Below are 12,177 nucleotides of genomic sequence, written 5' to 3'. Positions count from 1 at the left end.
TGTGTCGGTGGTTATAGCATCGGGGACACGCCCGGTCCCATTCCGAACCCGGAAGCTAAGCCCGACAGCGCTGATGGTACTGCACCCGGGAGGGTGTGGGAGAGTAAGTCACCGCCGACCTAAAACTACAAACACCGCACAAGGGCGGGGGAGAAGACACACCACACCAGGTGATACTTCACCCCCGCCCTTCGGCATGCCCAGAGCACGCCAGCAGGGGACAGAGTTTAGTGCCCTTCGGCAATAGCCTTAATCGCCTGAAGCGTGGCGGGAATACCAGCCAAGGCGGCATCGCGGCGCTCTGCGAGCTGCGCCTCCCAGTCCTCGCCATACTTGTCCTGGAAGAACGCGAGGCCCTTCTCGGTCACCTCCCAGGTCTCGTGCAGGCGCGTGCCCTCACCCTCAGGGGAGAGCACAAAACCCCACACGACGACCTCGCCATTGATGGCCCACTGGAAGTGGCGATCCTTCTCATAGGCAGTGACCAGGCTGCGGGTCTCCCACGTGCGATCTGGGGTTTCATTGCGGCCCTTAAACCAGGCCCCCTCCTGATGGGTGACCGTCTCATCTTCCCACCAGCAGCTGCGGCACACAGGCGACCACTCGCCGGTGCGTTCAATGGAGGTCACCAGCGCAAAAACATCGCTCGGGCTGGCATCGATATAGATGTCCTGGGTACTACGTAGCTCAGAAAGGTTCATGCCTTCCCAGCGTAGTGATTCTGCCGCCCCCGCGGGAGGAGAGGGCAGAACACGAGAGCCGAGAAGGCAGGAAGAGCTCCGATGGAGATCTTAAGCGAATGCGGCGCGCAGCCGGCGCGCGGCCTCATCAATAGAGGCCTCCGATTTGGAGAAGGCGAAACGCACCAAGGTGCGACACAGCTCCGGATCATCGCAGAACGCGGCGGCCGGAATGGCCGCGACACCGGCGATCTCAGGCAGGCGCATACAGAAATCCATGCCGTCCTCGAAGCCCTTGGAGGCGACGTCGACAAGCAAGAAATAGGTGCCCTGGGAGTCGTAGACCGTGAAGCCGATCTCGCTGAGCACGGTACGCAGGTGGTTTTTGCGCTCTTCCAGCCCGTGCACCATATCCGCAATCCAGTCCTGCTCATTATTGAGCGCGTGGGCGATAGCCGGCTGGGTAGGGGTGGTGCCGACGAAGCTGAGGTACTGCTTGGCGCGGGCCACAGCGTTGAGCAAGGCAGGCTCCGCAATAGCCCAGCCCGTTTTCCACCCGGTGACGCAGAGCGTCTTTGCCGCCGAGGAAATACTGATGGTGCGCTCACGCATTCCCGGCAGGCCAGCGATGGGGGTGTGGTGGCCGTCGAAGATGAGATGCTCATAGACCTCATCGGCGATCACCCAGAGATTATTGTCGATAGCGATATCCGCCAGGGCCTGCAGGCCCTGTTCGCTGAAGACACTGCCGGTGGGGTTGTGCGGATTATTCACCATGATCGCCACGGTTTTATCCGTCACCGCGGCGGCAAGTGCCTCGCGGTCGATATCCCAGTGCCCGGTCTCGGTGTCGAGACGAAGGGCAACGGGCACGCGGGTGGCGTCGGCAAGCGCAATGGAGGCCGCATAGGCGTCATAGTAGGGCTCGAAGACGATCACCTCATCGCCGGGCTCGACCAAGCCCAGCACGCTGGCGGCGATGGCCTCGGTGGCGCCGACGGTGACGAGCACATTGTCCGCGGTGATTTTCGCGTCATAGCGCTCATTGCGTTCGCGGGCGATGGCCTCCCGCAGCTCGGCGACGCCACGGGGCGGGGCGTATTGGTTATTGCCGGCAGCAATCTGCTCGCAGGCCATCTGGAGCATGGACTCCGGCCCAGAATGATCGGGATAGCCCTGGCCGAGGTTGATCGCGTCATAGCGGGCGGCCTGGGTGGTCATGGTGTCAAAGATGGACTTATTGAAAGGGACCATCCGGGCGATGCCGGGATCGTGCGAAGTCTGTGGGGAAGGGCTCATAAACCTAGAGATACTCCTAGAGTTCGAGAAGGTTGAATTTGGTTGCCAGCACATCATCCACCTTATTCAGGTGCTGCTCGAGGCGCCGCCAGCGCTTCTGATCGATGGCGTTAATAGCATCGCGCACCACATCTGGATCCGGGGTGCCCCAGGCAATGGGCATGGGCGAAATCTCGTCCCAGTGCTCCTGGTCCTGGACGCTGCGGCGCCCCGATACCGCCACCGCGGGCACCCGCTCACCCACAGTAGAGCTGTGGCCCTCCAGACGGGTGACAGTGCGGGCAGCCAAGGCCCACACCGGTTTCGCGTTTGGGTTTACGCTGGTGTTCACCAATGCGAGGATCACCTTGTCGCGCGGGTTAATCTGCGCGATCATCGCCGGCACGAGCTCGTAGCGGTCATAGAGACTCTGCGCGGTGCCCACCTGCTTATCCAATACGGGGATAAGGATGAGGCTGATGAGGCCGATGACGCCGAAGGCGATGGCCGCGTAGTAGGACCAGGAGGCCTGGTTACTGAAATAGACCACGCCGAGCGCCAAGCCGAAGAAGATGAGCCCGAACAATAGCGCGGAGAGCTTGAGCCGGCGCGCATCGCGGAACATCTCATTGTGTTCCTTGTTGTAGGGGCCATCGACGGTGAAGGAAAATGTCTGCGGCATAGCACAAGCATAAAGGACAACCGCAGGCAAAACAGCATCTTCCCGAGTGCCCCGCCCGCCGCAGCGCCGCCGCATCCAGCCCTGCCGCGGAATGTGTGCTCATCAATGTATTTTGCTACCCCCGTCGGGTACAATCATGGGCACAGTATTTGTCTATTTGAAAGAATGGCGTCATGGCTAATGTAGAGAAGAAGGGCTACGTTGATCCGGGCTGGCCGGACGTAGCACCCGGTGAACACCCTGTAACTGACCTCATCTCGGAGTATGACGGCGCGAATAGCCCGTGGGGTAATGATTTCATCTTCCCCGTCCCCTATGAGGAGACCGGCTACGTTCACCCCTACACGCGCATCAATCGCCCCTAACGCCTCTTTTTTCGCACCCCGCCTCGCGACGACTCTGTCCGCGGCGGGGTGTATGCGTATCACAGAGACAAACACCCCTAGTCCCGCCCGGTCGGCGGTGATCTAGGGGTGTTGTGTTGCTGAGCGCGCTTATCGACGCCTATTTCACGCTCGTGCTGTCCTCGGACTCGGACTCAGTCTCGGGGTCCGACTCGGCCTCAGGCTCGGCCGAGGCGGTGGTGGATTCGTCGAGCTCCGAGGTGTCCTCGAGTTCATCACGCACCTCCTCGGTGATGGACTCCAGCAGCTCCTCGTCCTCGATATTGGAGCTGGCGATTTCGCGGCGCATCTCCGCGGCCTCCTCGCGGGAGTAGGGGCGGTTGGGGTCGAAGCGCATAGCCATGAGCTCGCGGATGCGGATGCGGCGCTCGGTCTCGCCCTTGATCATGCTGCGGCCGCGCCACCAGGCGACGATGAGCACCACGATCAACGCGACGCCAATATAGCCCAGCGCGGGGTAGACATAGGCCACCAGCTGGCGGAAGCCGATGAAGGAGAGGACGAAGCCGACGCCGACGAGAATGAATAGCCACTTCTGGAACTTGCTCTGATCTCCCTTAGCGAGGCGCTTGGCCAAGGCGTAGAACATGCCGATGGCGGTATTGAAGATCATGATGTAGATCACCAGCGCCATGGCGGTGCCCAAGGAGGGGTTGATCTCCTGGACGATGGCCAGGGTCGGCATATCCTCGTCCTTGACCACCTTGATGTAGGAGAACAGGGCCACAGTGCACAGAGTGAGCAGGATGCCGTAGATGGTGCCGCCGGCCAGGCCGCCGATGGCGGAGGAGCGGGGATCCACGTTATCGCCACCCATGACGATGGCCATGGAGATCGCCACCATGAGGCAGAAGCCCACATAGTTCATGGAGGAGATGAACCAGTTCGGCAGGCTGGTGGGCAGCTCATTGGCCACCGGCTCGAGGGTGGATAGCGACTCGCCGGAGTGCATCATGGCGTAGATGCAGGCGCCGGCCAGGAAGACGATGATCACTGGGGTGGCTGCGCCCATCACATTGGACACCTTGCCCACATCCAGCATGCCGGCGGCGAGCACCATGACCACCATGAGCACAGCGCCCACCCACACGTCGAGCCCGAACTCCTGCTCCAGGTTCGAGCCGGCGCCGGCGAACATCACGAAGCCCACGGAGAATAAGGTGATGGAGACGGCGATGTCGAGAATCCTCGACATCCAGGGGAAGGTCACCTTCTCCAGTACGGAGAGGTGCTCATCGGCTTGGAAGTAGGAGCCCAGCTGCAGACAGATCATGCCCGTCAGTGCCATGAGCACACCGGCGATGACGGCGCCGAGAACTCCCCAGCGACCGAAGGCCACAAAGTACTGCAGCATTTCCTGGCCTGATGCGAAGCCGGCGCCGACGATGAGTCCGACAAAGGCCATAGTGATACTGATTGATCGTTTTAACACAACGATTGTCCTCGTAGTTCTCTAGACTGAGTCCGTGAATCACACCGCGGCGCGCAGGCGCGTAATCCGCCGCGTCGGCCGTTGGTATGAGGTGAGTGTGTACTGAGGTGAGTTTATCGAACGTCGCGTTTTATATCACCTTGGGCTCAGCGACGCCTCAGCTGCATAGGGACTCGACCGGCACAATTGCACGCCCCACGAGCGAACTCTGGGGGTAGAGAAGACGAGAAGGACCTCACATCCCCAGATAGGGGAGTGAGGTCCTTTTACGTGTCTCTGGCGTCTCGCTATGGAGCCAGCATGCCCCGGTGGTGGGGCAGCGACGGCTTAGTACAGGGAGGCGACGGTGTTCACAGCCTGGCGGGCCTGGCCCACCACGGTGTTGTAGGCCTGGTCGACCTGGCCCGGAACCGGGATGCCGGCCTGGCGAGCCACGCCCTTGGCCTGGCCATAGGCCTCGTCTACGGTGCGGAAAGCCTGGTCCACAGCGCGGAGGGCCTCATCTGCCGGGGCAAAGTTGGTGCGAGCGGGGGTCGCCGGAGCGTTGTGGTTCGGAGCGTTGTGGCTCGGGGTGCTGTGGCCCGGGGCCGGACGCTGGGTGGGGGCAGAGTTCAGGCCCAGACGAGCGGAGCAGGCCGGCCATGCGCCCCAGCCCTGGGAAGCGAGCACGCGCTCGGCAACCACGATCTGCTCTTCGCGGGTGGCGCGATCAGCGGTGGGAGCGAACTCCTGGCCGCCATGAGCGTTCCAGGTAGCCGGGTGGAACTGCAGGCCACCGTGGTAGCCATTACCGGTGTTGATGTGCCAGTTACCGCCGGACTCGCACTGTGCGAGGCGATCCCAATCCGAATCCGGAGCTGCGGAGGCGGTGGGGGCCATGGCAGCGGTGGCGGCGCCAACGACCATGGTTCCGGCGGCGATCTTTGCGGTAGTGGACGCGGTCTTGCGGGCGTGACGAGCCATAAGTCTCTGTCTTTCCTTTCGGTGTGCGCGCCCTCGGTGCCACTGGCTAAGCCGGTGCGACGGTGCGTCGCGAGCGGTATCGCCAAAAGCAGCGATGCCCTGCCGCACACACGTTAAATCGGTATGGGAGGTGAAATCTGTATGAAATACGCTCGAGTTCCGAGAAGCGGTCTCAGGGGTGCGGGCCTTCCATGAGGGATGCACGAGTGCAGGGAGGGAATCGTGATCCTTATAACTGTTGTCCCTAGCGCCGCGTATCGCTGCTGCGGTGCGGTGCGGGATACAGGGAGGTCCGCGAGGTGCTCCTCGGTGAGCGCCTAACAAGCACCGTAACCGTTTATAACGATTTAGTCACGCTCCGGTGACGTAGTGGCGGTAGCTGCTCGAGAATCCCCTGTTCAGGGTAGGCAAATTGGTGAATGTGATCTATGGCACATATGCACCTGCAGCGGCCGAGACGGCGTGTTAGGGGCCGTTTTATGCGTGCCTTTGCCCTGCTAGGCGGGTGAAAGCTGTGCTTTATGGGGCGTGTGGTACGTATGGTGTTCCCGTCGAGTAGCGCGCGCCCACGGTATCTGTCTAGGGGAGAGCACGGTGCTCGCGCCGGGCGCGTCGCGGGGTGTGGCTCCCCGCGGCGGAGAGGAATACACTAGTGTTCTTTAGTCTGCTGCACTCGGCGTGAGACGCACTCGGACGCTGCGTGTGTCTCGAGTGCCGTGGGAGACGGTCCGAGTGCTGAAGTATCTGTGCGTGACAAGAAGAGGTGATAGGCCATGCCAATCGGCAAGGTGAGGTGGTATGACCCCGAGCGTGGGTTCGGCTTTGTGTCCAACCCGGGCGAGGAGGACTGCTATGTGAGCAAGCAGGTGCTGCCGGCTGGGGTGGAGGAGCTGCACAAGGGGCAGCGCATCGAGTTCGATTTTGCCGCTGGCCGCCGCGGCCCCCAGGCGCTGCGGGTGAAGGTACTCGATAGCCCGCGCGCCCGCCGCCGGCCGAGCCGCACCTATTCGCCGGAGCAGCTCAACTCCATGATCTCCGATGCGATGACGGTCCTCGAAACCGAGGTACAGCCCGGACTGACCGCCGGCCGCTATCCGGAGCGCAAAACCGGCCGCCAGATCGCGGCGATTCTGCGCGCCATCGCCAAGGAGCTCGACACCTAGGATTCAGGCTGGGTCGTGATGGACCACGTGACGTTGTAGGGGGTTTCCTCGCCGGCGCCATTGTGGCCGATGAGAACGGACTTCACCTCCACAACCACGAGGCGTGGTTGGTCGGTGGAGTCCTTTTCTTTGCTCTCTGCCGAGCCGGGGATCTCCACCTCGGTGCGTTCATTGGCGGTGAAGTACTTCTCGTCGTTATAGGCCGGATCATCGTAGATGGTTAAGAGCGCCCAGTCGTGGTCGTGCACCACCTCGGGGATGGCGAGCGAGAGCGTGTCCTCGGGGCCCACCTCGATGGCGGCGATCTCGCCCTCCTCCGGTTGCTCGCCAACTTCGGCGATCACATAGGGGGCGACCTCCACTGTGGTGTCATTGACGCTGGCATTAATCCGCACCGTCTCCGGCTCGGGATCGGGCCGATTATTAAGCAGCTTCGTCAGCACCATGGTCACACCGAGGACGGCGAGTACCGCCACGATGAGCAGGAGCACGGTGCGGAATTGGGCACGACGTTGTTTGCGGGTAGCCATGGACATCGATTCTAGCTCTCGCGCCACTCCACCTCGTAGAGCACCGGCCAGTTCTTGCCCGTGAGATAGAAGCGCCCATTCTCCCCGGCGGCGATACCGTTGAGCACGGTATTGGGATCCTCGGGCGCGCGGGAATCCAGCCCGGAGGCGTCGATGCGCGCGAGCAGCTCGCCGTCGCGGGGGCTAAAGACCACAATCTCATCCGTGGTGAAAATATTGGCGTAGATGGCGGGCTGGCCGCGAAACTCCGCGCACTCGAGCTCATTGAGGCGGGAGATGGGCTGGCCCTCGGCGTCGCGGATGGTGAAGTTGCCGAGGGATTGAAAGTCGGCAGTATTCATCGCGCGAATCGTGGCACTGCCATCGGAGAGGTAGAGCGGCCCCGTGCCATCAAAAGCACATAGGCCCCACCCCTCGCCGTCATAGGTGAAGCGGGCGCGCTCTTCTAAGGTGTCGGGATCGCGCTGGAAGGCCACCCCGGCTTTCCACGTCAGCTGCCACACGGAACCGTCGGCAAGGGTTGCTCCTTCCCCGAAGAAAGCGTCGTCAAGCGGCAAAGATGTCTGCTCCGCATAGGTCTCGCGATCGCGGTATTGGATGGTGGATTCCCCATTCAGCCCCGTAGAGAGCAGGAAGGAATCACCGATCACCTGCAGGCCTTGGACGAAGGTGGGTGCAATATCGTGCGTGGCGAGCACCGTGGGTACCAAGGTAGGCACCTCGGGAGCGGCGGGGGTATCGGCAGCGCTGCCGTTCTGGGAGACCGTGTAGGTCGGGCCCTTGTGCTCAGACGCGCATCCGCCGAGCGCACACGCTCCGAGGGCCGCGATGACAAGGGTGGATGTGAACGAAGCAAACCTCATACCTCGTATTCTGCACCACGTTGGGGATAATAGTAATCGTGACACAGTCAGACTCTTCCCGATCCTCGCGCCCATCCGCCCGTAGCGGCGCGCGGCGTCGCCGCCGCAGCCGTCGTCCCCGCGTTGCCGCCAGCGCCTCGAGCAGCACGAGCTCGAGCGGCAGCACGCACGTGCTGTTGAGTTCACAGGCTCGCAGCATCGCACTCAGCGCCGCCGCTGAGATGGATGAGGGACCGGTGGGGCAGCATATCGGGGCGCAGCTTATCGACGACACCCTGGCCGTGCATCGCTTCGGCGCAGAGGTGCCGGGCTACCGAGGCTGGCAATGGCATGTGAGTGTCACGGCCGCGCCCGGCTCGGACCATATCACCGTCAATGATGTCTCCCTCATCGCCGGCCGCAGCGCCCTGACCGCGCCCGAGTGGGTGCCCTATTCCGAGCGCATCCGGCCCGGGGATCTGGACCCGGAGACGCAGCTGCCGCTCGAGGAGGGCGATCCCCGGGTGGTGGATACCACCGACGAGGACGGCACTACTCATCTCGAGATTTCCGCGGCGGGGCTATCCGAGGCGCGGCAGCGCTGGGGGCGCGGCTCCTTCGGCCCAGGCAGCGAGTTTGCCCAAAAGGCGAGCCTCGAATGCGGCAGCTGTGCCTTCTACCTGCAGCTCCCCGAGGAAGTGGGGCGCAACTTCGGCGTGTGCGCCAATGAATACTCCGCCGATGGGCACGTGGTGCACACTGCCTATGGCTGCGGGGCGCATTCGCTGACCCCACCGAAGGAACAGCTCGGCGCGCCGGTGGCCACGCCCTATGACGATGAAAAAGCCATCGAGCTCTAAGCCAGCGGCGCCGCGGGGCAGGTCACACTAGACGGAATCTGCGGTGGCCCACAGCCAGCTATTGGCGTCTGCGACATCAATATGCGGCGAGCTGTGGGTGCGCGCCGTGCGGGTGGTGCCATATTCCATCCAGTGCTCCACCTTGCGCACCCCAGATAGCGAATCGACGAACCACACTTCACCCCGCCCCAAAAGATAGGGTGGCAGCCCCTTCACGTGAGGGTGTACCTCCACGCCGCGGGAGATGAGATAGTCCAATACGGGTTCGCGCAGCACCGAGGCGTGCGAGCTCGGGTGGGTAGAAATATGCGCGGTGGCCCCGGTGATCACGATGATCGTGGCGAAAATGCCCTGCAGCACGCGGCCGTGGCCGTCGCTGAGCAGCCCCTCATCGGCGCCCTCCTGCTGGAGCCGATCGAGGTGGTGTTTCAGCCAAGGATAATCCACCCCATAGCTGGCGGGGGCGCGGCGTTGATCGCGCAGCAGCTGGGTGGAAACGCAGATGTGATCGCTGGTGGGCACATCGGGGCGCAGCCGCACATTCCAATAGGAGCGTTCCGCCTCAATGAGGGGAAAGAAGCTGCCCTTGCCGGCGCTGCGGAGCCGGGCGCGAATGGCCTCATGATCGCTCGCACTGAGATGCATGCCCAGACGGTTGAGGTGTTCCCCTAAATGTCGGACGCGCCCATCGACCTGCCTAAAACTAGTCCTGTACACCGCGGGTGACATGCTCCTTTGTGCTACTAGGGTGAACCGGGTTTCTCGCATGCGGCGTTGCACGCATCGCACGCGCGCGGCATCGACAGCTGGGCGCGGCATACGGGGCTGACGTATGCGCACCCGGCCTCATCCGGGCGAGGGTAATACGTGATAAACACCAGTGCTTTTTAGCTTAACCCACGGCGACGCTTGCTTCGGTGCCGCTAGGGGGTGGCGCTGGGGCCGCTGCGGGCGGCGCTGCGGGGAGTTATTTCTCTTTTAGCAAGCAGCTGAGAGTAACATAAACGCGGCTGTTGAAGAGCGGCGTCTACCTACCCGCCTTCGACGCTGCTGTGCACGACACCACGTCGCCACGCGTGCTCGCCGCTGGAAAGTGTGCGCCGTTATCAACGGCCACCACTCACGGGGCAAAGCCGCGCTGAGGCGCCGTGCCAACGGAAAGCGCAACTTAAGAAAAGGCAGGCCATGACAGCCCCGCAACACTCTGAGGTCGCCGAGCAGAAGCCTCGCGCCGCCCGCGAGCCGAAAAACCGGCTCGATTCCTTCTTCTCTATTTCTCAACGCGGTTCGAGCGTGGGCACTGAGGTCCGCGCCGGCCTGGTCACCTTCTTGGCCATGGCCTATATCGTGCTGCTGAACCCGCTGATCCTCGGCGGTATCGAAGACCGCAACGGGGTATCCCTCGGGATCCCGCAGGTCGCCGCCGTCACCGCCCTCGCCGCGGGCGTGATGTCCATCGCCTTCGGTGTCTTCGCCCGCTATCCCTTCGGCATCGCCACCGGCCTGGGAATCAACACCCTGGTGGCCGTCACCCTGGTCTCCGCCGAGGGGCTGACCTGGCCGGAGGCCATGGGGCTGGTGGTGATCGATGGCATCATCATCGTGGTGCTCGCCGTCTCTGGCTTCCGCGTCGCCGTATTCCGCGCCATCCCGCATTCGCTCAAAGCCGCGATGGGCGTGGGCATTGGCATGTTCATCGCCATGATTGGCCTGGTGGACGCCGGCTTCGTTCGGCGTATCCCCGATGCCGCGGGAACGACCGTGCCGGTGACCCTCGGCATCGATGGTTCGATCGCGTCCTGGCCCACCTTCGTCTTTGTCCTCGGCCTGCTCATCTGTGGCGTGCTGGTGGCGCGCAATGTGCGTGGCGGGCTGTTTATCGGCATCGTCTCCACCACGATCATCGCCATGATTGTGGAGTCTTTCACCGGCTCCGGCCCCTCCTTCGTGGACGGCAAGCCCAATCCCACCGGCTGGTCGCTGGCCGTGCCCACCCTGCCGGAATCCATCGGCTCCACCCCGGATCTGTCCCTGGTGGGCGCCGTGGATCTCTTCGGCGCCTTCGCCCAGATCGGGGCGCTCTCGGCGTCTCTGCTGGTGTTCACCCTGGTGTTGGCAAACTTCTTCGACGCCATGGGCACCATGACGGCACTCGGCCGCCAAGCGGGCCTGAGCGATGAGAACGGCAACCTGCCCGATATGAAGCGGGCGCTGGTGGTGGAGGGCGTCGGCGCCGTCGTGGGCGGCGGCTGCTCCGCCTCCTCGAATACCGTCTACATCGACTCCGCCGCCGGTATCGCCGATGGCGCCCGCACCGGGCTGGCCAATGTGGTCACCGGCATCATGTTCCTGCTGGCGATGTTTCTTACCCCGCTCTATGAGGTCGTGCCGATCGAGGCCGCCGCGCCCGTGCTGGTGATCGTCGGCGCCCTGATGATGGGACAGATTCGCGAGATCGACTTCACCGAGTTCCATATCGCACTGCCGGCCTTCCTCACCATCGTGGCCATGCCCTTTACCTACTCGATCGCCAATGGCATCGGCGTAGGCTTTGTGGCCTATACCGCCATGGCCGTTGCCTCCGGCAGGGCTAAGCAGGTGCACTGGCTGCTGTGGCTGATCTCCGCGCTGTTCTTGGTCTACTTCGCCATCGACCCCATCCTGGCGGCCGTACACTAGCGGGTCATGCTCGGATCGCTTCTTCCCTTCTTGGTGGCCAACACCATCGGCATGGTCTCGCCGGGGCCGGATACTCTGCTGATCCTGCGCCTAGCGAGTCGCAGCCGGCAGCGGGCGCTGGCCGCAGCACTGGGTATTGTCACCGGCGCCACCTTCTGGACGGCCCTGACAGTCGCCGGCATGGCGCAGCTGCTGCAGCGCTTCCCCGATCTGCTCGAAGCGCTGCAGATCCTGGGTGGCGGCTATCTCATGTATCTGGGCGCCACCATTGCCCGCGCCGGGTGGCTAGCACGTGGCACCGCGCCCCAGCCGCCCGAGCTCGTGGTGGCTCCGGTGAAGATGCGCCGCGCCTATCTCACGGGGCTGGCCACCAACCTCTCCAACCCGAAGATTGTGCTCTTCATGGCCGCCGTGCTCAGTCAGTTTTTGCCGGTGGGCGCCAGCATGGGAGTGCAGCTCATCTACATCGGGGCGGTGGGGCTATCGGCCCTCATCTGGTTCCTCAGCATCGCCTTCGTGCTCTCCACGCCGCGGATCAGTCGCTCCATGCTGGGCTATAGTCCCCAGATCGATATGGTCTCCGGTACCGTCTTCGTGCTCATCGGTGCCAGCGTCGCCCTGCCGGCGCTGTATAAGCTGCTGACTATCGGCGGCGCCTAGCCCA

General features: G+C 63.2%; 13 protein-coding genes and 1 rRNA gene. 6 read left to right on the top strand and 8 right to left on the bottom strand.

All coding sequences use genetic code 11. The annotated features are described in order from the left end of the window. Positions 1 to 3: 3 nt before the first annotated feature. Positions 4 to 120 (top strand): 5S ribosomal RNA (gene rrf, locus KRX12_RS04805). A 107-nt stretch (positions 121 to 227) separates the two neighbouring features. On the opposite strand, the gene KRX12_RS04800 is transcribed toward rrf, so the two are convergent. From KRX12_RS04800 to KRX12_RS04790, 3 genes are all read right to left on the bottom strand, one after another. After that, a complete protein-coding gene (locus KRX12_RS04800) occupies positions 228 to 701 on the bottom strand; it encodes an SRPBCC family protein (RefSeq protein ID WP_218365903.1) in 474 nt (157 codons plus the stop codon). A gap of 90 nt (positions 702 to 791) precedes the next feature. After that, positions 792 to 1,979: an aminotransferase class I/II-fold pyridoxal phosphate-dependent enzyme gene (locus KRX12_RS04795; protein ID WP_218365902.1), complete on the bottom strand. Its 1,188-nt coding sequence runs from the start codon at positions 1,977 to 1,979 to the stop codon at positions 792 to 794. 16 nt (positions 1,980 to 1,995) lie between these two features. Next, positions 1,996 to 2,640 (bottom strand): DUF3239 domain-containing protein, encoded by a 645-nt coding sequence (locus KRX12_RS04790; protein ID WP_255550072.1) that lies wholly within the window; start codon positions 2,638 to 2,640, stop codon positions 1,996 to 1,998. Between the two features lie 173 nt (positions 2,641 to 2,813). Here KRX12_RS04790 and KRX12_RS04785 point away from each other — a divergent pair, with 173 nt between their 5' ends. Further along, positions 2,814 to 3,005: a hypothetical protein gene (locus tag KRX12_RS04785; protein ID WP_151530453.1), complete on the top strand. Its 192-nt coding sequence runs from the start codon at positions 2,814 to 2,816 to the stop codon at positions 3,003 to 3,005. A 139-nt stretch (positions 3,006 to 3,144) separates the two neighbouring features. Here the strand turns inward: KRX12_RS04785 and KRX12_RS04780 are convergent, their stop codons facing one another. Both KRX12_RS04780 and KRX12_RS04775 read right to left on the bottom strand, forming a co-directional pair. Beyond that, a complete protein-coding gene (locus KRX12_RS04780) occupies positions 3,145 to 4,449 on the bottom strand; it encodes a hypothetical protein (protein ID WP_218365901.1) in 1,305 nt (434 codons plus the stop codon). Positions 4,450 to 4,803: 354 nt separating this feature from the next. Next, entirely contained in the window at positions 4,804 to 5,439 is a 636-nt protein-coding gene (locus KRX12_RS04775; protein WP_218365900.1) for a resuscitation-promoting factor Rpf1 domain-containing protein, read from the bottom strand. A 773-nt stretch (positions 5,440 to 6,212) separates the two neighbouring features. Here KRX12_RS04775 and KRX12_RS04770 point away from each other — a divergent pair. Then, positions 6,213 to 6,602: a cold-shock protein gene (locus KRX12_RS04770; RefSeq protein ID WP_151530450.1), complete on the top strand. Its 390-nt coding sequence runs from the start codon at positions 6,213 to 6,215 to the stop codon at positions 6,600 to 6,602. Here the strand turns inward: KRX12_RS04770 and KRX12_RS04765 are convergent. Next, positions 6,599 to 7,132: a DUF2771 domain-containing protein gene (locus KRX12_RS04765; RefSeq protein ID WP_218365899.1), complete on the bottom strand. Its 534-nt coding sequence runs from the start codon at positions 7,130 to 7,132 to the stop codon at positions 6,599 to 6,601. The genes KRX12_RS04770 and KRX12_RS04765 overlap by 4 nt on opposite strands. Before the next feature lie 11 nt (positions 7,133 to 7,143). Next, entirely contained in the window at positions 7,144 to 7,995 is an 852-nt protein-coding gene (locus KRX12_RS04760) for a glutaminyl-peptide cyclotransferase (protein ID WP_218365898.1), read from the bottom strand. Between the two features lie 197 nt (positions 7,996 to 8,192). Between KRX12_RS04760 and KRX12_RS04755 the strand changes: the two genes are divergently transcribed. Next, on the top strand, positions 8,193 to 8,834 hold the full coding sequence (locus KRX12_RS04755) for a DUF3027 domain-containing protein (protein ID WP_370451584.1): 642 nt from the start codon (positions 8,193 to 8,195) through the stop codon (positions 8,832 to 8,834). Positions 8,835 to 8,861: 27 nt separating this feature from the next. Here the strand turns inward: KRX12_RS04755 and KRX12_RS04750 are convergent, their stop codons facing one another. Then, entirely contained in the window at positions 8,862 to 9,479 is a 618-nt protein-coding gene (locus tag KRX12_RS04750; RefSeq protein ID WP_218365897.1) for a hypothetical protein, read from the bottom strand. A gap of 540 nt (positions 9,480 to 10,019) precedes the next feature. Between KRX12_RS04750 and KRX12_RS04745 the strand changes: the two genes are divergently transcribed. Next, entirely contained in the window at positions 10,020 to 11,513 is a 1,494-nt protein-coding gene (locus KRX12_RS04745) for an NCS2 family permease (protein WP_218363636.1), read from the top strand. Between the two features lie 6 nt (positions 11,514 to 11,519). Next, a complete protein-coding gene (locus tag KRX12_RS04740) occupies positions 11,520 to 12,173 on the top strand; it encodes a LysE family translocator (protein WP_218365896.1) in 654 nt (217 codons plus the stop codon). Positions 12,174 to 12,177 lie beyond the last annotated feature (4 nt).

This window comes from Corynebacterium sp. TAE3-ERU2 (assembly GCF_019209955.1).
GTDB classification, from domain to species: Bacteria; Actinomycetota; Actinomycetes; order Mycobacteriales; family Mycobacteriaceae; genus Corynebacterium; species Corynebacterium megadyptis.
This window is presented reverse-complemented; position numbering and strand designations above follow the sequence as displayed.

Bases quoted from the DNA above. Each gene is read 5' to 3' on its own strand.
- KRX12_RS04800 (WP_218365903.1), bottom strand. From the start codon at position 701: ATGAACCTTTCTGAGCTACGTAGTACCCAGGACATCTATATCGATGCC.
- KRX12_RS04795 (WP_218365902.1), bottom strand. From the start codon at position 1,979: ATGAGCCCTTCCCCACAGACTTCGCACGATCCCGGCATCGCCCGGATG.
- KRX12_RS04790 (WP_255550072.1), bottom strand. From the start codon at position 2,640: ATGCCGCAGACATTTTCCTTCACCGTCGATGGCCCCTACAACAAGGAA.
- KRX12_RS04785 (WP_151530453.1), top strand. From the start codon at position 2,814: ATGGCTAATGTAGAGAAGAAGGGCTACGTTGATCCGGGCTGGCCGGAC.
- KRX12_RS04780 (WP_218365901.1), bottom strand. From the start codon at position 4,449: ATGGCCTTTGTCGGACTCATCGTCGGCGCCGGCTTCGCATCAGGCCAG.
- KRX12_RS04775 (WP_218365900.1), bottom strand. From the start codon at position 5,439: ATGGCTCGTCACGCCCGCAAGACCGCGTCCACTACCGCAAAGATCGCC.
- KRX12_RS04770 (WP_151530450.1), top strand. From the start codon at position 6,213: ATGCCAATCGGCAAGGTGAGGTGGTATGACCCCGAGCGTGGGTTCGGC.
- KRX12_RS04765 (WP_218365899.1), bottom strand. From the start codon at position 7,132: ATGGCTACCCGCAAACAACGTCGTGCCCAATTCCGCACCGTGCTCCTG.
- KRX12_RS04760 (WP_218365898.1), bottom strand. From the start codon at position 7,995: ATGAGGTTTGCTTCGTTCACATCCACCCTTGTCATCGCGGCCCTCGGA.
- KRX12_RS04750 (WP_218365897.1), bottom strand. From the start codon at position 9,479: ATGCATCTCAGTGCGAGCGATCATGAGGCCATTCGCGCCCGGCTCCGC.
- KRX12_RS04745 (WP_218363636.1), top strand. From the start codon at position 10,020: ATGACAGCCCCGCAACACTCTGAGGTCGCCGAGCAGAAGCCTCGCGCC.
- KRX12_RS04740 (WP_218365896.1), top strand. From the start codon at position 11,520: ATGCTCGGATCGCTTCTTCCCTTCTTGGTGGCCAACACCATCGGCATG.